Source organism: Anaerosporobacter sp. (assembly GCF_031551385.1).
In the GTDB taxonomy this organism is placed as follows: Bacteria; Bacillota; Clostridia; order Lachnospirales; family Lachnospiraceae; genus Anaerosporobacter.
In genome coordinates, this window is the sequence record NZ_JAVBNS010000094.1 from 66,668 (window position 1) to 87,135 (window position 20,468).

The 20,468-nt window shown below is 34.0% G+C and carries 23 protein-coding genes and 1 pseudogene; all 24 read right to left on the bottom strand.

Annotation, left to right across the window (positions count from 1 at the left end; genetic code table 11):
* Positions 1–72: 72 nt before the first annotated feature.
* Positions 73–306, bottom strand: a pseudogene (locus RMR19_RS08890) (DUF4275 family protein); the annotation flags it as partial.
* Between the two features lie 210 nt (positions 307–516).
* A complete protein-coding gene (locus RMR19_RS08895) occupies positions 517–1,563 on the bottom strand; it encodes an ATP-binding protein (protein ID WP_310603134.1) in 1,047 nt (348 codons plus the stop codon).
* Positions 1,564–1,565: 2 nt separating this feature from the next.
* Positions 1,566–1,841 (bottom strand): hypothetical protein, encoded by a 276-nt coding sequence (locus RMR19_RS08900; protein ID WP_310603135.1) that lies wholly within the window; start codon positions 1,839–1,841, stop codon positions 1,566–1,568.
* 12 nt (positions 1,842–1,853) lie between these two features.
* Positions 1,854–2,036, bottom strand: a complete 183-nt coding sequence (locus RMR19_RS08905) for an AlbA family DNA-binding domain-containing protein (RefSeq protein ID WP_310603136.1) — start codon at positions 2,034–2,036, stop codon at positions 1,854–1,856.
* Positions 2,037–2,547: 511 nt separating this feature from the next.
* Positions 2,548–4,089: a TIGR02221 family CRISPR-associated protein gene (gene csx2 / locus RMR19_RS08910; protein WP_310603137.1), complete on the bottom strand. Its 1,542-nt coding sequence runs from the start codon at positions 4,087–4,089 to the stop codon at positions 2,548–2,550.
* 88 nt (positions 4,090–4,177) lie between these two features.
* Positions 4,178–4,534, bottom strand: coding sequence for a hypothetical protein (locus tag RMR19_RS08915; protein WP_310603138.1), 357 nt, complete (start codon positions 4,532–4,534; stop codon positions 4,178–4,180).
* Positions 4,524–5,414 (bottom strand): RAMP superfamily CRISPR-associated protein, encoded by an 891-nt coding sequence (locus RMR19_RS08920; RefSeq protein ID WP_310603139.1) that lies wholly within the window; start codon positions 5,412–5,414, stop codon positions 4,524–4,526. The genes RMR19_RS08915 and RMR19_RS08920 overlap by 11 nt, the downstream gene beginning before the upstream one ends.
* A gap of 5 nt (positions 5,415–5,419) precedes the next feature.
* Positions 5,420–6,070, bottom strand: a complete 651-nt coding sequence (locus RMR19_RS08925) for an RAMP superfamily CRISPR-associated protein (RefSeq protein WP_310603140.1) — start codon at positions 6,068–6,070, stop codon at positions 5,420–5,422.
* 15 nt (positions 6,071–6,085) lie between these two features.
* Positions 6,086–6,808: a type III CRISPR-associated RAMP protein Csx7 gene (gene csx7, locus RMR19_RS08930; RefSeq protein ID WP_310603141.1), complete on the bottom strand. Its 723-nt coding sequence runs from the start codon at positions 6,806–6,808 to the stop codon at positions 6,086–6,088.
* Positions 6,809–6,914: 106 nt separating this feature from the next.
* Complete coding sequence (locus RMR19_RS08935) at positions 6,915–7,277, bottom strand: hypothetical protein (protein ID WP_310603142.1); 363 nt, start codon at positions 7,275–7,277, stop codon at positions 6,915–6,917.
* Positions 7,270–8,406 (bottom strand): hypothetical protein, encoded by a 1,137-nt coding sequence (locus tag RMR19_RS08940; protein ID WP_310603143.1) that lies wholly within the window; start codon positions 8,404–8,406, stop codon positions 7,270–7,272. The genes RMR19_RS08935 and RMR19_RS08940 overlap by 8 nt, the downstream gene beginning before the upstream one ends.
* A complete protein-coding gene (locus RMR19_RS08945; protein WP_310603144.1) occupies positions 8,399–8,980 on the bottom strand; it encodes an RAMP superfamily CRISPR-associated protein in 582 nt (193 codons plus the stop codon). The genes RMR19_RS08940 and RMR19_RS08945 overlap by 8 nt, the downstream gene beginning before the upstream one ends.
* Complete coding sequence (locus RMR19_RS08950) at positions 8,977–10,953, bottom strand: Cas10/Cmr2 second palm domain-containing protein (RefSeq protein WP_310603145.1); 1,977 nt, start codon at positions 10,951–10,953, stop codon at positions 8,977–8,979. Before RMR19_RS08950 ends, RMR19_RS08945 begins: the two co-directional genes overlap by 4 nt.
* A 224-nt stretch (positions 10,954–11,177) precedes the next feature.
* Positions 11,178–11,885 carry a CRISPR-associated endoribonuclease Cas6 gene (gene cas6, locus RMR19_RS08955; protein WP_310603146.1) on the bottom strand — a complete coding sequence of 236 codons (708 nt, stop codon included), beginning with the start codon at positions 11,883–11,885 and terminating at the stop codon, positions 11,178–11,180.
* Between the two features lie 878 nt (positions 11,886–12,763).
* Positions 12,764–13,009: a hypothetical protein gene (locus RMR19_RS08960; RefSeq protein WP_310603147.1), complete on the bottom strand. Its 246-nt coding sequence runs from the start codon at positions 13,007–13,009 to the stop codon at positions 12,764–12,766.
* 28 nt (positions 13,010–13,037) lie between these two features.
* Positions 13,038–13,769, bottom strand: coding sequence for a PHP domain-containing protein (locus RMR19_RS08965; protein WP_310603148.1), 732 nt, complete (start codon positions 13,767–13,769; stop codon positions 13,038–13,040).
* Positions 13,770–14,014: 245 nt separating this feature from the next.
* Positions 14,015–14,164 carry a putative holin-like toxin gene (locus RMR19_RS22005; RefSeq protein ID WP_334308194.1) on the bottom strand — a complete coding sequence of 50 codons (150 nt, stop codon included), beginning with the start codon at positions 14,162–14,164 and terminating at the stop codon, positions 14,015–14,017.
* A gap of 140 nt (positions 14,165–14,304) precedes the next feature.
* Entirely contained in the window at positions 14,305–15,069 is a 765-nt protein-coding gene (locus tag RMR19_RS08970) for an ABC transporter permease (protein WP_310603149.1), read from the bottom strand.
* Positions 15,066–15,983: an ABC transporter ATP-binding protein gene (locus RMR19_RS08975; RefSeq protein WP_310603150.1), complete on the bottom strand. Its 918-nt coding sequence runs from the start codon at positions 15,981–15,983 to the stop codon at positions 15,066–15,068. The genes RMR19_RS08970 and RMR19_RS08975 overlap by 4 nt, the downstream gene beginning before the upstream one ends.
* Positions 15,983–16,180, bottom strand: a complete 198-nt coding sequence (locus tag RMR19_RS08980) for a PLDc N-terminal domain-containing protein (protein WP_310603151.1) — start codon at positions 16,178–16,180, stop codon at positions 15,983–15,985. Before RMR19_RS08980 ends, RMR19_RS08975 begins: the two co-directional genes overlap by 1 nt.
* A 25-nt stretch (positions 16,181–16,205) precedes the next feature.
* Positions 16,206–16,853 (bottom strand): SdpI family protein, encoded by a 648-nt coding sequence (locus RMR19_RS08985; RefSeq protein WP_310603152.1) that lies wholly within the window; start codon positions 16,851–16,853, stop codon positions 16,206–16,208.
* Complete coding sequence (locus RMR19_RS08990; RefSeq protein ID WP_310603160.1) at positions 16,834–17,118, bottom strand: autorepressor SdpR family transcription factor; 285 nt, start codon at positions 17,116–17,118, stop codon at positions 16,834–16,836. The genes RMR19_RS08985 and RMR19_RS08990 overlap by 20 nt, the downstream gene beginning before the upstream one ends.
* Before the next feature lie 275 nt (positions 17,119–17,393).
* Complete coding sequence (locus RMR19_RS08995; protein WP_310603153.1) at positions 17,394–19,376, bottom strand: M56 family metallopeptidase; 1,983 nt, start codon at positions 19,374–19,376, stop codon at positions 17,394–17,396.
* 83 nt (positions 19,377–19,459) lie between these two features.
* Positions 19,460–20,468: hypothetical protein (locus RMR19_RS09000; protein ID WP_310603154.1), on the bottom strand; the 1,009-nt coding region annotated here is incomplete at its 5' end.

The window sequence follows — 20,468 nt, forward strand, 5'->3', positions numbered from 1 at the left end:
TTTGACTTTTTTATCGGCTGGTAAAATTATTTTTATTATCCCTCCTCGCATAAATCTAAATTTATTGAACTGTTATTTCCTTATACAAAAGTACGGACCACACCAGCCACTCTCATGAGTGCGAACGTATGTCCACGAAAAATCCTTTGCCACAATATACACATCGCTTCGCGAATCTTCATCAAGTTCTTCGGCAAAAATTTTTCCCACTGTAGAAACATCTTCAATATGGTTTGAATATCCATCATAGAATTTGATTACTTCTGTATATTGCAAATTGTCAAATGCTTTTCTTGCTTCGTCCTCTTCAAGGCAGGAAACATTTCCCTATGTAAATAGATGCCATAAATGATTTCCATGCGAAGTCACATGATCCTCAATCATTTTGGGATCAACCTCCTTCCCAAAAGCAGAAAGCCATTTTTCAATAAGTTCACGGTTGTTCATAATAGGAGCACCTCCACGAATTCTATTTTACTACTTGTTGTAGCAAATATTTTTTCTAATAACGTTTCTCTATATGTTCTTTTTTCTAAATAGTACGTCCACATATTCATCCTCATACGCCAAACGACACTTTCCTTTCCCTTTTCCCTTAACACTTTTTACGACATTAATTTCTCTCAACTTAGACATTATTTCCGAAGCTGTTGACGATGAACAATTTAAGAGTTTTCTAACGTCAGATGCACTAAATATTTGATTTGTATCAATTTCGTTATAAATTTTCAAAATATTATTTGCAGTCGGTTCATTATACTTATATTTTTGAATCTCCAAGTTTATTGTCTCAAAAGGCACTTTTGTTCTCTGAATCTCCGACTTTTGGTTCTCAATCTCCGACTTTTGCTCTCCAATCTCCGACTTTTTATTTTTTGTATTGTAAACAATTGCTTGTAGCATAAATGCATTACTATAGTATTCCGGTGCTTGAAGCCCAACTGCTTCTAGTTCCTTATACATACGATTAACACCTTCACCATACTCTTTTACGTAATTAAATGCTTTTAAAAATTCTGCAATTTTGGGGTTTCTTGAAAAATGCGTATGTCTTATATTATTTGCCCTTACGAGTCCTGGTAATCGTCCTGGACTCTCAACCATGATACGATTATCAAAAAGTTTTATTTGTATATCCGTTCCACGAATACTGTAGTCTCTGTGCGTAACTGCATTAACCAAAATTTCTTGCCTTACAAATTTAGGGTATTCTTCCTCTGTTACAAATTTCCCATCTTCCCCCAAGTACGTTTTTTCTTTTATTTGAGTATCCAGATATGAAATAGCATCACTGATCATCTTTAAGATATTTCCTTCAAATATTACATCCTTAATAACATTCATCTCTGCACCAAATTTTTCTTCTATTCCTTCATATCGAATAAAGCGCACTCTTGCTCTTGGAAAATAGAGTTGCGGATTCTTTCCAAATAGTAAAATTGCTGCGGAACTAATTTGTAAGTGGTCTTTTTTCTCTTTTACAAACCCCTTATTCTCTTTTAGATATTCTATCGGCGTCTTTGAATAACCAATTTTCTCTATATACATTTTTACAAAATCCATATCTACGTCTTCAATACCTGCGTCTGGAACTGGCTTATCCTCAAAAATCGTTCTCCCTTATCATACATAAGTTGCATACGTTCTTCAAATGTCAGCTTCTTTGACTTGTCTCCAATACGCATATAGACTTCATCTACTTGATTTGCATGAACTTCCATGCTTGGTTCAATGTGCATTAAAATGATATGATTCTCTCTTCCTTCGGAATCAATACATGGTATATTCTCTATTTCTACTTTAACCGTAGGTATACAAAAATCAAATGGAACACGTAACAATTCATTTAATCTTTATGTCTCAAAATCTACACCTTCTATTCGACAAGTTTTATCGGATAGTCCACTTGCTATAGTACCTCCATCAGCATTTGCAAATGCTACAATAGTAATCGCCAATGATTTCGGCTCAATATTTATGCTTTTACGGTCAAAAATTTGTTTTTCTTCGAGATGTAATATTTCTTCAAGTGTCATGAGGTTTTACTCCTTCTTTACTAATATATATTTTCTATGATTTTAGAGTATAGGCATATATTCCCTTAAGCAGCTGTATTTTTATTTTGGGGATTTTTTGTATATTATTTGTTTCCTCGTTCACATCTCATGTTGTTATTCAGCAATGGTGTAATCCACAATACAAGGGACGGTTACGTGTTTCAATACATCTCATGTTGTTATTCAACTGACATTAAAGCTTGTAAAGAGCGGATTATACAGTTTCAATACATCTCATGTTGTTATTCAACCATAGTAAAATCAACATTCTTAAATTTAATGATACCACAAAACCCTTTATTTTCAAGCACTTCTTCATTTTTACCAGCCGTTAGCCCTTTTTATAATACAACACTTAAATCACCTTCAAATGCTTGCTATTACTGACTTTTTGTAACTTTGGCTTAATCATCGGCTGGTAAAATAATCTTTTGTAATATGTTTTTATTGACTTACTTTTTTACTTTCACTTCATTTAATATTATATTTTTTATTCCCTTTTCTCACTTTCATAAGTGCATACTAACTTTTCAAAATCCAACGAGCATCTTTCAAACTCCTCTATTATATCATTACACTGATTACTCTTAGATGAAAAGCCAAAATGATTTATATCATTTCTTAATTTTTTAATCTTATCAACTAATCCCATGAGGGTTAATTCCTTGTTCTTGTGTTTCTGCTCATCAACTATTTTTTTTAGTTCTCCTTTTACTTTAGTAAATCGCTCATACTTTTCTTCTGAATACTTCAATTTATTTCGTGTATCCTTTCTATTGTGTAGTATACCAGTCACTGCTTTATTCACAATGTCCATTCTATCGTTTTTATTTACCTCATCTACTCCAACACCTAAATCATTTAATAATTTACACACATAGGTAGTCACTGTCTCCTCTAATGCGGTAAGTCCTTGTTGAACCTTCTTTTTATCTCGGCACCACTTAATTATTTGAAGTCCAATTTCAAAATTATCTTCTTTTACAAATTCCTGCATGCTCACTCTGATTTGTTCAAGAATCGGAATCAATGGTATTAATAAAGTATTTTCTAGTACATTTTCTTTTTCAAACTCCATATCTATTACTATGTCAATTGTCCTTACTACTTCTAACGCTGCTAAAGCAATACAATTCTCTTTATTACTACGCGTTTTATCATATTTGCCACGACCTGTTTCAATTGTCTTTGAAAATGTATCAATCGCACCGATTAGTTCTTTCCATGTGTCACTCTCACTTATATTTTTCAAATCACCTGTTTTACTATTCTTGCTCTCTTCTATCCCATTTCTTGCAATTTCACATAACGGCTCACTAATTCCATAATCCTGAAACATCCTCAATGCTTGAGACCACTCCATGACATCAAGCAACATAGTAAAGTCAAACACAGGAACAATTTTATCGTCACTTTTCGCTTCCATTGCACCATAAAAGATGTATTCTACATTTACATTTTCTATTCTTCTTATACAATCTAATGCAGATACTGCAAGCATTGGAATTGTACGAAACCCATTTGTTATATCAAAGATAAGATTAACTTCTCCTTCCCGACTAACAATTTCATTAGAAATCTTTTGATAAATATCCCACTGCTCATCTATTGATTTTCCATCACTAATATCAATTACTGTTAATGTAATTCCTCCCAAGTTTTCTAATACTGCTTTTAATCCATCATACTCTTTTGTATCCTTCCAACAATCATCATACTCTAATTCACTCTCCACAGATTTAAATAGCTCAGGATTTTTTTTCTTTAACCTTTCTTTTATAGAATTAGACTGTCTTATTATCGTTTTCTCCCAAGTTTCATTTCGTGATCTTTCTGTTAATAAAACAATGAATTCATCAACTACAATTTCTTTCTTCCTTAATATCTCTAACATTGCTGCTTGAACAAATCTTGTTGCGTTTTCATTTCTTACTCCACAATACTCATATACAAACTCTTGATAGCCACCTGCTCCCAGTGCAGTCATATACTTATATTTCTTTTGTTGTCTTTCTACATTTTTATTCTCCATAAAGCATGCACTCCTATTTATTTTTTAGGTTTATAAAAGCAATAAAGTTTCTACAAGCTAATTCCGCTCTTTCTGTTTTATCAATCAGCTACTTATTAATTTTGCATAACCGAGCTGCACTCCCCATGATATAACACAAATCCTCAGTTTCTATATCCCTTATTTGCTGATTGTCCAATATACTTTTACACCATTCTTTAAGTGGATACTCCGCATCTCCTACTTTGCCCATCATTACATAAATTGTTTTTATCTCTATAGCATCTTCAGTATTTTTCAATTTCTTGATTTTTTCTAGAAAAGCAAAGAACTCTTTTTGAGGTTCTTTCTCCCTCTTTTCATTTTGCTTACTTAGCAAATAATTGACTGCAAAACGGTAGAAAGATTCGTACTCAGATTTTATTGCTAAATTATTTGCCACTTCTAACTTTTCTTTAACCTTCATACTCCACCACCTTTGGTTTCATAATTGTTCGCATTTTATTCATAACATTAGTACATTTTTCATCTTTGCACTCTGTATAGTATGTACTTGCAAATTCTTTTAGAGAGCCTTGAATTATATGTTTTCTTCCTTTGCTATCAGATAGATTATAAGCTTTTGCTTTAATTTTAACTTTTCCATATCCTTGCCCTTTAAATCCGCCTACTTTAAATTCAAAACTTTCATCTAATCCCAAAGAAAATAATAATAATTTCAATTGTTCTATCGTAATTTCTTTTATAATTAATCTGCAAGAAAAAATTGTCCCCTTCTTCATAACTTCCACTTCTAAGTTGTCTTCAATTTCTTCGTTTTTAACTTCGTTTTTATAGAGTTTGGGACCATCTTCTGTTTTACTTGGTGTATATGGTTGATTTATTTTCTTTATCAAGAAGTCTGAGCTAGTTGATTTACATTCAGAGAAAATGATACGACTTGCATAACTATCTAATCCATATGTACAACAAGTAATGCATGGCTTTTCTATTTTTCTATAAGGAGTATTTTCTTTCCTATTTCTCTTCTCCTGCTTTTTTCTTGATAAACATTTACCATCAGCACTGTCTAAACAAGACTTTGAAACACATGCAGATATATTTCTTACAGCACCTTTTAAGGAGGAGGCAGGTATACATGCATTGCCATCTATATCTTTGTAACACTCTTTAGCAAACCTATTATCTTTCTGTATATATTGTCCTGTCCCTATATGTATATCTTCATATGCTTCTATTTCAAGTTCTAATGTTCCTTTTATTTTTTCACCATAATTATTATATTCTTCCTTCTCTGCTAGCAAAGGCAAGAAATCATAATTACGTTCCTCTTGTATCGTCCCCAATTTTCTCATCTCCTTTTATGAAAAGCCTTTTGTAATTCTTCCAGATGCATACCTTTATACAATATCTGTTCTTGTAATTCCTCTGTATATGTAGTCAACGTATATGTTATATTCCTAATTTTCATACAACCAAATCCAGTGCTCTGCTTACCACCTATTCGAATCATTCCCTCATTCATTGCAGAGATTGCTCGTTTTAATGACATAATCTCTTTCCACAAAGGGTTCGTAATTCTAATAACCTCTTGAAAATCCCCTCTCTCAATCATCTGAACAGAATTAAGTGTTCCTTCCCTTGCACCTTGTGTATAACTATTTATTTCAGTTGTATGTTTCGTCCTCCATTTAACGGTATCTAAATCTGCATAGGCATCATAGAAGGAAATACGCCCCTTCTTTCTTATACCTCCAAATAAATCGTCATAGGAACCTTCTGTAGGCTCCATATAGTGCCGAAATACACCTTTAATACTGCTTCCTGGAATTACATATGTTGTATTATGTTCCTCATCCTTTTGCCCTTGTAGAAATGTTGTATTTGGCAATATTGGATTCAAAAGTGTTGGTTCAGAAGAACGAATCACAATTGGTCCGTCTGCCTGCATTATAAATTCAATCAATAATTGTTTTTCAAATCTTTCTAAATGATTAGACACTATTTTTTCACCACCCTACATTCCTAATTGCTGTTTCAACCATTCAATATCTCTTTTCTCACTATCGTCTATTTTTACTAATTTAATTCTTCCTAATCCACGAGTACTCTTCCCACCAATTGACATATCTCCACTTTGTAAGTATCTCTTTATAAACTCAAGATATTTTTCCTGTTCCTCATCCAAATTTTCTGCAATCATATAAAAATCAAACCGACTACCCTTAGGCACTATTTCGAAATCATATTTTGCACCCCTTCTTGCTGCTCCTGTATTTCTGTCAATTCCTACGCCATCTCTTTTTTCATATATAATTTGCTCTCCGATATAGCAACTATCTTTAAATTGTAACTTGCCTGCTACTTCACGTCCACCAAACAACTGACAAACCACACAACTCTTTTTATATAATTGGTTTGCCAATTCTGTAGGATTTTCTTTATACTTTTTTTTCAAATCCCTTGCATCACTTTTTGTAATACATCTACTATCATTTACTTCAAAAATATTACATACCTCTTTTTCAATTCCCCTCAATACAGCTTCAAAATAACTTCTTACCACTCCCTTAATAGAGGAGCCTGGAATAATTGGATTTCCTTTTTGATCTTTAAGTACTGGATTATCGAATGCTGTTGGATCCAATGGATCATTATTTGATGCTCCTATATGTATTGGGTCTATTGTAAGAAATTCGCCTTTGATTATGTGCTTCTTATTAAACGTTTCAAATGTCATATCACGTTTCCTCCTAGTATAAATTTATTGTTTTCTTAAATCAGTATACCCATTATTCTTTTCTTGGTATCCTAATGATTTTTTCTAGCTATTACTATCTTTTAAGCTACTTTTTTTCTGATGCAATAATCTTCGAACTCCAATAAAGATAACCAAAAAACAAAGATAATGATTCTAATCTTGTATTTTCTTCCTTATCATTTCTGCAAATTATCTCAACTTTCTCTAACACTTTATCTGCAAATGTTTTATCATAAATGTTCTTTCCCCATGTTCCTTCATTTTTTGCTGCTTTAAATTTAATTATTAGCTTAATCTCTTCTACACATTCTGCACTCTTACATGCAACAGATAAAGCATGAAACTGACTGTTTCCAATGTCTTTATCTTTAAAATTTTTTGAACTTCTTATTTTTCTTAAATTTTTCTCTATGCTTTCTGCAAGCTTCAATATCCTCTTCTTATCCATTCAATCCCTCTCCTCCTTGATTCCAACACACACCAACTTGTCCATACCCATTCAAACAATCTTCACCAATACCATTCAACTCCATATCCTTCAATACAGAATAAACTTCTTCATAATCTTCCTTTTGATAAGAGAACTTAAACACGCTACCTTTTCGTGTCATAATAACAGGATCTTTCAACCATTCACCCTTTGCTTTTGACGTATCATATCCTCTATACACATAATTCTGTGCAACTACTTTCTCTAGTTTAATTGATTTATCTTCTTGTTCTCCAAGAATTCTTTTTTCCCAAATCTCTTTATACTCTTTCGTTTTTCTTATCGTCTGGCATTCATCATCTTGGAATCCCAATTTTGCATCGCTCAATAATTCCAATACAAATATTTCTCTGCCATTATCACTTGCTACACTTCTTAATCTAGTTTCTAAATTCGCACCATATATCTCTTCCTCATATGGCTGAATATCAATAATTTTAAGTTTTCCATATCCCGATGAGGAATACTTACCAACATAAATAATCTTCCCTTTTTCTAATATAGAAGTGTCACAATCGTCTACTAAACCTTCATATACTTCTCCCTTTGCAATTGCATTTATTGAAAACAAGGAGCCTTCCTTTGCCGTTCTGCTTGCATAATTAATTGCAGTATGTACGGTTTCTATTTTAGGTACTTTGTATATGGATGCGCTTTTATGATCTAACAAGCCTTTTGCATTTTCCAAGCGTCCTCCACACTCTGGACATTGTATGTATTGGTTTAACATAATATTGTATAGTCCGTGCTCGCTTCCTTTTGCTTTACACATCTTCGTTGTCATCGCAATAGGAAGGCAATCTTGTGGATAAAGGAAACCAAACTTCATATTTGAAAATGCTTTGCAGATCTCTGCATTTTTACATTCGCTACATTTCCCTGACGCATCTTTTTCGAATATATAATTTCTTTCTCCATTTGGTCCAAGTATACCACTGACTAGACATTCCAATAATATATCATTGGAAAAACCTGCTCGTAGAACTGCTCCACTTATAACATCTTCTGACTCAAGGACATTATCACTTATACGAATTCCACCTACCATCACATCATTTAATAGTTCAAATGTTACTTTTTTAAGCATGTTTCTCTGTCACCTCCACTTCTACAAATCCCAGTCCACGACTTTTCCCTGAGCCAATCCCCTCTATCAGACGAACCGCTGTAAGAAGATGTGGTTCATATGCTAGTTCTTTTTCAGGTGGATAATATACGACCATTTCACCTGTAAATATAATTTCCTTACCCTTTTCATCTCTCGGTGATACCACTTCTTGAAACACCAAACTTCCGTCATTATTGGTTCTTAACTGCCTATTAATTGCTACATTTGCTCGTAGTTCTGTCGTCGTTGCTTGGTTAGTTTCTAAATTATCAAGGATAACTCTTGATTTTTGAAAGCCTGCCTTTCCAAACAAGGTACAACTGATACAGTTACAATCGTCTTTCACATTTTCTTTCCCTAGACATTCATACTCATTATCTACCGTTCTATTGATTCGTTCAAAGTTATCTCTTATCATTCCTTTTACAACTGTTGCTGGAATATAAGGACGACCATCACGTTTTACAACTTTTCTTATTCCATCTAGTCCGACTCCTGCATTAATATGTAATGCTGAGATTAATTTTATATGTATACTATATATTTTCTTCATACGTCCTCCTGACAGTAATCTAGTAACTCCAAGATATCTTTCCATATGTAATACAATTGTCCGTCTTTTTCATAATATGCACTATTCTCGTTTCTGCTATAGCAAGTACAATTCTCGTTCTCTTCACAATTACCAATTTTCTCAGGAAGTTCAATTCTATTCTCTTCTTTTTCCCTTGCATTGGTATATCGGAAGAACAAATCGCCTTCTTCCTTTTCTGCCTCTTCAAAAGCCATATAAATATTTCTCAATTTTGTTTTTTTCTTATCCAGATTAGAGGTTGCCTTTTCATCAGTTTTTTTATCTTTTTCTTTTTTTTCTTTCTTTTCATTAGATTCAGACAACTTTCTTACAAATTTAATTAGATCTGTTATCTCTTTTAATGTATATGGTTGTAACGTATCATGAATTTTCTCTTCTTCCCTTTCACTCTTATGTTTCATCTTCTCCATAGCAAGCGAAGTGAGATTGCAAAATGCCAGTGTTCCTTGTCCTTTATTTTCTTCTAACTTTGCCTTTTCTTTCGCTAGTGCCAACTGTTCTTCTGCTCTCTCAAGCATTACCTTAATAGGAATCGTTGGTTTTGCAATTGCAATTCCCGCGGATAATGTTGACGGATTATCACTATATAATTGTTTGAAGTTTTCATTATATTTTTCTATTAATGTTGCAGTAAAGGTTATTGCATTTTTTGCTGGCAATATTATGAATACATCATCTCCACCAAGTCCAACAATTTCAAACTTGCTTATATTCTCTTCCTTAAATGTCTCAAATACGGACCGTTTCGTTATGTCCTTTACATTTCTACTGAACTGCATCATGGTACAGATATTCTTAAAATTTGCTATAAGCCCACCCATATTGTTTCCATCTGCGTATACGACTGCTACATTATTGGAATCAAGTTCTTCTATGGAATTAAATGGTGTATACTTGAATTTTGCTATTTCTTCATAATCCTTAGCAAAATAATTTATCTTTGCGTCTCTTCCTGCTAACATTTTGTGCAAGCAACTATCACAGATAGTTCTAACCTCAGAGTCAGAGCCTTCCTCTATACTCTCCTCAGAATCTTCCTGTATACCATAACTATACTTATAGGTAGCCTCTCGACTACCACAATTTTGGCAAATCTTTTTTTCGTTCTCTGTTTCTGTACAACCATTGGGTAGCATAAAATTAAAATCCTCATCTGACATTTTGGGTCTTCCTAGTAATGTACTTTTACAATTCCCTAATCCCATTAATTTTATTTCTTTTCTTTCATTAAGTTCTGTTTCTACCTCTCGAAGTAGGTCTCTATAACTATCACCAAAAATGTCTTTTAATGGTTGTGCTTCACTAATATAATATGCCACATTTGCTGTGAGCAAATATTCGCTAGCTCGTCTCTCAAGTTTTTCTTGAAATGCATCAAAATCATTATCCTTTGCATCTGGTAACAATGCTAATATGTTCCCACCGCCGGTATATATAATACATTCTGGGATATATTTTTCTTTTATCATTTGGGGAATTTCCTGTTCCTCCACATGATTCAGTAGCATACTTGCACCCCGAATGTCCGATAACTTATAATTCTCCAAATAGTATTGCTTAATTTTATAGGCGCCACCTTTTAATATCCTTGCCGTAACAGTTCTCTTTATATTTGTAGGTTTTTTTCCATTAGCCAAGCTATCTATGATTTCCCATGATTGGATATATTTTTTCTTATCCTTCTCCCGAAATGCTATATACGCATTCTTTCTAAATGTCTCCTTATCGAAAATCTCATTCTCTTTAACTGCTATGAGATAGGCACTGCAAACAAAAAGTGTTGCTATATCAATATAATCCATACTTAAATCTCCATATGTTTTTGGTTCCCCTTTTGATGCACTCTCTTTCACTTTATCATACAATTCCTTGTATAATTTATCTGCTGTCTTATTTACTGCTTTTTCATTCTCTGCTAATATACCTTTCAAATTTATGCCTCCTCTTAACTGTTTATTATCTTCCCAATACATTTTAACGCAAAAAAACGAAAGGTCATTCACAACCTTTCGTTCAGCATTCGATACCTCTTACTATAATTACTATGAAACTCCTAGGTCACTTAAATCGTCTGCCTTTGTCATGTTGTTCATATGTTCTTATAGTAAATTTATCACTTTTCTTGTTCTTTGTACAGTATATTTGTTATATTTTATCATTTAATCGTTACTTTTTTCCACTTATCCTTCATATAGCCGAATCCTCTTGCATTTCCTTCTAATATTCCAACACCAAGTGCAAAATATGCTAATTGTTGCGCTCTTTCATTGCTTGCTATTTGTATATCAATCTTATCTCCCAGCAGATTAACATTCTTATAGGCACATTTTATAGGTACTCGGTTAGAAAATTGTATTTCCTTTATAAAATCAAACTCTTCATCTAATTTTGTGTTGGTATATGCATTGTATTTTTTAATTAAGTTTATCTTTATGGATTCCATATATTCCTCTACAGATATGCAATCTCTCCAATAACCATCATCACGTTTCATCAGAGTCGGTGTAATGGAATATAGTTTCTCTATTTCCTTTTTTGCAATGAACTCTATTGCACTACTTTGTATTTTAATAATACGGTCTTCAATTACATTCAATTCATTTGCAAAATATTCTGCCAGGTTTGTATCTACTGTTCGTATCTGCAATTGGTAGGTTTGATTTTTATGATAGATTCTGTCTTCACTAATTGGATAAAGAGAATTGTAGCAGTACATCTTATATTTCCTTGCGTTATGTAGCTCCTTAAATTCTTCTTTCTTGCATAATGCTCCATCTATGAATCTGCATATAATCTGTTGTGCTTGAATGCTTGGTACATTTTCTTTTAAGTATACTTTTAATGTTATTTGGATTACAACCATTTGATTTTTGCCGTTTGAACTATGAACAAATATACCTCTTGGAGATTGTCCTGTTTTTGTTGCTATGTTAATTTGGGATGAACCTAGAGGATTTTGTTTTTTAGTTTTTCCTTTCGTTTTATTGGGGTAGTGATAATTTTTGTAATGAAGGGGTACATCTAATGTTACTATTCAACTATATCCTACTGCGAATATCCAAATCAAAGGATTGTTTCAATACATCTCATGTTGTTATTCAACAGGCATAACCGCTGAGCAGTTCAAGCAGGCTTAGTTTCAATACATCTCATGTTGTTATTCAACCCTTTTGCCCTTTTATTAATGGGCAATGTGTTTCGTTTCAATACATCTCATGTTGTTATTCAACAGTTGAGTAAAAGAAAATGGAAGGAAGTGAGTTAAGTTTCAATACATCTCATGTTGTTATTCAACCATAGCAAATTCAACATCCTTAAAATCAATGATACCACAAACTCCTTTATTTTCAAGCATTTCTTCATTTTTTACCAGCCGTTAACCACTTTTAATATCCCAACCAGTCAATCACCTTCAACCCCTTGCCATTACTGGTCTAACACAATTTTCTCAAAATTATCGGTTGGTAAAATATTCGCCCATACTATAAGTTCTTGTATACTTCCTACATATAATATTCACGTCGGATTTTCAACTCCTCTACTACTAACAATAACACTTTTTCACTATTTTGATTTCTGCTTTATCCCCTATATTTTGTTTTGCAAGATTGACTGCATATTTCCATTGCTCCCATTGCACAATTATGCTATGATTACCCCAAAGAAAGGAGTGAACCTTTATGTCACTTACAATACCTATAGAGCATTTATGCAATACGCGAATTAGACAATATATCTATCTCAACAACGCTTTCCCTGATGTATAATGCATTTAAATCCCTGAGTTTCTGACCATTCTATTAAATCTTTTATCATTTCTTCTCTATCTTCAAGCATCAGACCGAAATCATCGGGCCAAAATAGGATTGTTTCTTTCTTTGTTGGCGCAGACTCACAGATAGCCTCATATTTGTTTTGTCCACAAGTACATATTACTAGATGATTATACATATGAATATTTCTCTTCAAGAAAAAATTATATTTCATCTGTCAGCCTCCCTCCATACCACCAACCCTATCTCCCAGACAATACTTCCAACTCCTTCGTACTATGAGCATCTAACCCACGAATAATACGAAGCTGTTTTCCCGTACCCTCTTGCTTTTTTGCCAGTATATCTGCAAAATCCCAAAACTCTTTCCAATACTGGTATTTACGTAGCTTTGAACTCTCATTCTGCTCAAGAAAAACATCATTCTCTATTGCTGCCGTTATAATGTTTTTTGATATCTGCTCCATATCAGGCTCCCAGTCTTTTCTTCTTCGAAACAGTCGGTCTGGGTGCGCAACTACTTTAAACAGTCCACTTTCTATTCCTTGAACCATCGCCTTACCGATGCCAATAGCTTCTTCCTTCTTTAGTACTTCCCTCTTCACATCAAAGCTATAACACTCTGGCCCATACTCGCAGAAATGTTGCCCCAACATCAAAAATTGTAGTTGCTCTAATTTCTGTAATTCCAAATAGTAGCTACTAAAGCTTGGCAGATATTCTATTTCTAATCCTATCACCACATCTATATGGTCTTTGTATTTCTGCTTTAATTGTGTTAACGAGTTGAGATATTCTGGTAATTCATCCATCTCCATTCTTAATCCAAAAGGGTTCCCTGGAAATGGTGCATGGTCGGTAAATGTTATTCTCTTCGCCCCTAACGTAATTGCTTTCTCTATATATTCATAATCTTGCTCTTCACTTGCATGTTTACAACGATATGTATGTACATGAAATAATTCTGACTCCATTTTTCTACCTATGCCTATCACAAGTTTGCCTGTGATACTGCTCAAATAAGTATAGTTAAAAGAATTAATGAGCTGCACGAATCCTTTACTTTTATTTTCTTTCAACGCTTCATCTCTTCATTTCAATTGATTTTACTAAAAATATATGTTAAAATATATTTACTAAGAGTGGTACTAAGTTGTATCCCCTCGCAAGTGAATTCGAACTTAAATAAACCGTCCAAGTTTCTCAGGCTAGGGGCGGTTTATTTTTTGTCTTTATGACATATCTTGTATACAAGACCTATTATAGCAACTATGAGTAATCCAAATTGGATTAAGTTGTCGTATGTAACATACATATAGGCATCCTCCCCCTTTCTCAAGGGGTTACCAACCGTTCCCACTAAAACCATAATATCATATCACCAAACTATCGTAAAGCATATTTGAACAGCAAACTAGCAATATCCCTTAGTCCGATAATCGTTCACTTATAGTTTGTCATTTTCGAAACCACTCTATACCAAGCCACCTCAAAATCCAACGCTTCTTCCTAAATATATTTCCGATTAAACACCGAACACGCACCACCAAGAAACCCAATAATCAACACAACACTAACAACAATCGGCTTAACCAAATCACCAACCGCCATCGCCCCTGTTATCAGATTCATATTTCCTGCTGCCAAAACAATCGGATTGAAGGCATCTGCCTTAGGAATCATATTTATTAAAAACATAAGTACTACAACACCACCCACGAATAAGAGACAGCCCGATGTTCCCTTAACTAATACACTTCCTAACATAATTGCAGACAACAGCAATACCCCAAACAACCACAGACATACGGCTGCCAATACGATATTGTTACACGATTGCTCTGGCCAAAAGTAAACGGTATAACCGTATGTAACAACAAATGCAAGTATATAGCACATCGTCCAGACAGCCGTAACCATTGTCATCTTTGCTAAGATAACGTTCGAGCGTTTCAGCCCCTTCGTCAATACATTGATTAACGTTCCTTTACTAATTTCATTCGTTAGAACTCCGCTAAATACAATAACAAGCACAATCAATCCCATCTGTGGCACATTCTTATAAAACTGCATCCATGAATCAAGAGCCGTTGGTTCTGGTATTGTAAATATTATGCCTTCTGTATTCAACGATTTAAAAAGTTCTGGCATAAGTTTTGCTGTCACAGGGTTCATAATTCCCAAAAGCAGAAACACGACTGCCATGACAACAAGTTTACTTGTACGAAAACATCCTAAAAATTCTTTCTTTGTAAATGCCCAATACGAACTCATCCAATCACCTCCATGAATACATCTTCTAATGTCGGTTCTAATATTTCGAGCTTTGAAGGGATTATCTTATGCGCAGACATTACATTCATAATATAGGAAAACATACCGTCTATGTCTGTTGAATTTATTAGGATTCCATTTTCAGTTTTCTCAGCATGATTTTCTATTTTCCCATATTCAGAAAGGTTCATAAATGTCTTCAAAGTCTTTTCACTTTTAAATTCAATAAGCAACGTTTCTTTTCTTTCTCTATTCTTAATATCTTGAATCGACCCTGACAATGCAATTTTTCCGTTGTGTATAACCGCGATATTATCACAGATTTTCTCTACATCGGACAGTATATGTGTCGAGAAAACAACCGTTGTTTTTCCCTTCACTTGATGGAGAATATCTAGAATCTCTTTTCTTCCAAGAGGATCCAGTGCAGATGTTGGTTCATCACAAATCAAAAGTTTGGGTTGATTTAGCAACGCCTGTGCAATTCCAAGACGTTGCTTCATTCCTCTGGAAAATCCGCCAATTTTTTTATTTGCATTGGCAAGACCGACTAACTCTAGCATCTCGTCTACACTCTTTTTAATTGTGTTCGAAGGCATATTTGTAATCTGAGCACATAACTTCAAATACTCCTTTGGCGTCATAAATGTATAGTACTCTGGAACATCTGGCAGATATCCTACAAATCGATTTGTTTTCGTCTGTCCATACGTTACGGTTTCCCCTAAGATAGACACATTTCCACCTGTCGGTTTCATAAGTCCTAATATAATTTTCATAGTAGTTGTTTTACCTGCACCATTTTGCCCTAAGAATCCAAAAACCGAGTTTTCAGGTACAGCAAAGCTCACATCATCAAGAACTTTGGTATTTCCAAAGCTTTGCGATACATGTTCTACGTTAAGTATATCCATTAGTCTTCACCTTTCCCAACTGTAAAGTATAATATTGGTCCAATAATATTAACAAAGGATAACACAATCCATAACGCTTTATTTCCAAATTTGTAATTTGGATGTCTTATAACATGAATCATTGTACCTAACCCCAATCCTACCTCTAATATAATTAGTGGAATTAACACGGGTAACATTTCTTGAATAGCTGACATAAAATCTACCTCCCCTTCTTATCATTTATCCTCTATTTGCTAACTTTTCATATTCTACTTTAGAATACAAAATTGGCAACAATGTTAGTATGAACGCAATTGCTATAACCGATACCGTTTTGGGAATTCCTTTCAAAAATACTGTTCCCACAAACAGAATACCTCCAACAAACCACAACTTTGCGCAAAATCGATGCGTGTGAAACCAAACTGTTTCATCTGCAAGTGTCCACTTTGTTCGTACTCCGATCCACTTTCCTTGCCCAAACTTCGGCATTACATTTCCAATGACTACAATCAGTACCCCGACCAATATTAATGCTAAATTCATCGCATTCATTACTTTTATCTCAAACGAAACTGCAATTATATAAATTTCCAATAAGATAATAACTATATTTGATAAAAATACAATCTGGTAATAATATTTATCGCTCGTCTTTGATTGCTTTTCCTTGTTCTTTGCTAATGTAGAACCAAGAAGCATCACGAACATTGTTAACGGCATTAGAAATATCATAAATTTGTTTCCGTAATTATCTATAGTACCGTTTATATTAAAGTGAATAGGAATCTCGTCTGGAAGAGAACCTATAAAAAGTCCTGCAATCAATAATGATAAACCAAATAGAATCCACGAACTTATATTATCTTTATTTATTATCTTGTTCATCATAATCCTCCTTTAATCGAATAAACCACGTCATAATTTCCTCAACTACAGAAATGTTAAGTTCATAGTAGATATATTTTCCCTTTTTCACATCGGATACCAACCCAGCATTTTTTAATATATTCAGATGATACGACATTGTCGCACCTGTTACATTAAAGTGTTCCAAAATCTCTCCCACACTCATGCGGCCTTTTTTCAATATCGTGATAATTTCGCATCGCACAGGGTCATTCAATGCTTTAAATGTGTCGCTGATGGCTATAGAAACCGCCTCCTTTTATGTAGTTCTTTTCCGAATAACATTTAGATATTTATCTAAATGTTATTCTATCACTTTTGTTTATACTTGTAAATAGTATTTCAATATATTGTAATTCTGGTTGTGAACGTATTGCTTTTTTCAATGAAATTTCAATTCGTATAATATTCCTTTATTAAAATGAATACTTTGCGAATGTTACAAAAAAACCTTAGAAATACAAGCAAATTTCTAAGGTTTTTTATAACTATTTGATTTTACTGTATATCATACATTTACTACTCAACCTCAAATTCCACCATCAACGTATACTTATCAAAATCGCCAGGTGCTCTAAAATCCAGAATATCTTTTACTAAACGGTATTTTCCTGCCGTTAATTTACCATATAGCCATTCCCAGTCAATTGTAAGCTCAAATGGTTCATCCTTCACTATGTTATAACCAATACTGTTAAAGGCAGCATTATCAATAATATATGGTACAACATACCACTTTCCATTCTCATAATATTCCAGATAATAGTCTTCTCCAGCCGTAATTTCTTTATCCGTTGTATTTAAGATAGAAAATGTAATACCAGTTGGAATCACAGAATCCTTATTCACAGACATAGACACACCTTCTAATACAGGATTACTCTTGTAGGCGGAATCAAAAAGCATATAGATCATATCCGATTCTGCATAAGAAAGCTCACCTATCGAATCTTTGTATGCATATAGATATCCTTCATATGATTGTTCACCTGAACCAAATACAGCCTTTTGTGCGGAATAGATTCCTTCTCCACTTCCAGCTAACGCACTGTTGTCTGTCAACTTGTCAAACAATGCAATTCCTTCCATGTTATATGCTGTTTTATAAAGTTTTCCCGTTTCGATTGCAAGCACATACATCTCATTCAAACTCATTGGATGCAGATATACATTTCTACCGTCTTCCGATACGGATACCTCACAATACATATCTCCTTGTGTCATATGGCAGCCAATCGCTGCTAAATCCACTGCTCGGACTAGCGTTTGTGTACTCAAATCATAGACAAACAATCCAAAATATCCATGGAAAATAACCGTGTTGCCATCTGCATAATCAAGAATCGGTCCATCTGCTCCAAGAGTTGCATTCGGATCAATCGAAACAATTGGCAGTGCAATCTCTTCCATGTCTTGCTCTGTTTGTTTCGAATCACCCTCTGTTGTCTCATTTCCTTCCTCTGGTGTATTTTCATCCGATTGCGAATCTTCACTTTCAACAGGTAACGCCGTTTTCGATACGGGATTACTTAGCAAAGCAACTCCTAAAATGATACATCCAATCACAGCACAAATCGAAACGGAAATCAATGGTTTCTTGTATTTCGTTACATTTTTAATTCTACCTTTCACATTACCCTCCCCAAACGCTAACGGTGTACCTAAAATCAATTTTCTTCCTACCGCTAGACTTAATAACGATGTCGCATACTCCTTACGGATATCTCCATCATACGCATTTGATATATAGTTTTTCATTACATATTCATCACAAGACATCTCCATATCTTGAATTACAAGCACATAGGCAAGCCAAACAAGTGGATTGAACCAATGAAGAATCGTAATACCAAACAAAATCAACTTAACAATATAATCTTTACGCTTTATGTGTGCCTGCTCGTGCATGATGATATAGGACATTTCTCTCTCACCAATTGTAGATGGTACATAGATACGTGTTCTAAAAAATCCTAGCACAAATGCTGTTTCAATGTAATCAGATAGATATATAGCATTACTCGCAATACATAAATCCGTCTTTGAACCTTCCGTATACTGCACACTTCCTACTAATCGCTTCTTTAATCGCACAAACGAAATAACACTGACAAGCACAAATATTCCAATCCCAGCAAACCAAATCACTTCTGCAATCATCATTACAATTTGCATTGGATTCATACTAGCTTCTGGTGTTGCCTTTGGAAGAACGTTATTAACAACTTGATTCACCACTGCGCTTCCTGTATGAATCTCTGGTATCTGTTCATAAACAATCGCTGTCTTAATTGGTTCATTTTCTTGTGGCAAGATGCTTAAAACGCTCTCAAACGAGAACGGTAATACCAACCGTACAAATGCAAACAGCCAAAGATAGTACACATATTTCTTAGGTGCTTTTATCATATGCAGAAGAAATCTAGCTAATATAATAACGCATATGGCAATACTACCTTGATAACTTAGATTTAATAACTTAATAAAAAAATCCTGTTCCATGAATTCTCCTCTCCCGTCCTATTACTCAAAGACTAAAACGCAGATACACTTTAAACCTCTATAATATTTTGCAGACCCTTGACTTACCTCAAATTATATAGAAAAAGATTCATTCCAGCATAAAATTCTACAGAGCATATCCCGTCCTCTGTATATTGCATCTTTACTTTGTTAATTGGTTCTGAGTTCTCTTTTCTAGCTGTAAGAAGACCATCTGACATATCTACTCTGTTAATCAGTTCCGAAGCCTCTTTGCTAGCTGCAAGAAAACTATCTAACGCATATTCATCTAGCAATGTCCAAAAATCCTCTAACAACTTATACGATGCCTTATCCAGATTCTTTACTGTATCAACACTCTCCCAAGTTATAAAATCACTCTTTCTTATATCCACCCAATGCGTACCCTCTGCTCCTACTAGGTCTGTCACCTTATCTTTCATTTTATCCACATCAATTTCATGAAAGATAAACTGTATTGAAGTCAACGCATCGGTATGATATGGATAAACAGGTTCTGTAATTGCAGAATCAAACTTTAATATAACTTGGTCGATTTCATCTGTATAATCAAATAAACTCATCTCAGAAGATACACGATACATTAAACCACCTTCATTGCTAATCAGTTCAAATGTATAATTCGCAAGATTTTTCTTACACTCATCGACACTCATTCCCCAAGAAAGAGACTCTATCGGAGGTGCAATGCCATAGCTTGATGTATCCTCGAATTTACTTTCAATAAACGTTTCAACTTCTTCAAAATCCACAATTTGATACGAATATGATGACTTCACACCATCGTCAAACCAAATCATTTCATCCGTAATATAAAAGGTATCACTCTCTTCGGAATCTTCTCCATACGTAATCGTTACGCTGATTTCTTTCTCTATACTTTCTTCATGGCTCTTATTAACTTCCTTCTTCTTCACTTTCAACGACTTAAAAAATGTAACAAAATCCTTTGCATGTACTGCTGAGAATGTATTTTCATTGTCTCCCATATGCACTACAATCGAATCTATATTTTCCATCTCAATACTATCAACTTCTGTCACAACCTTGTCAAATGTACTTGTTGATTTT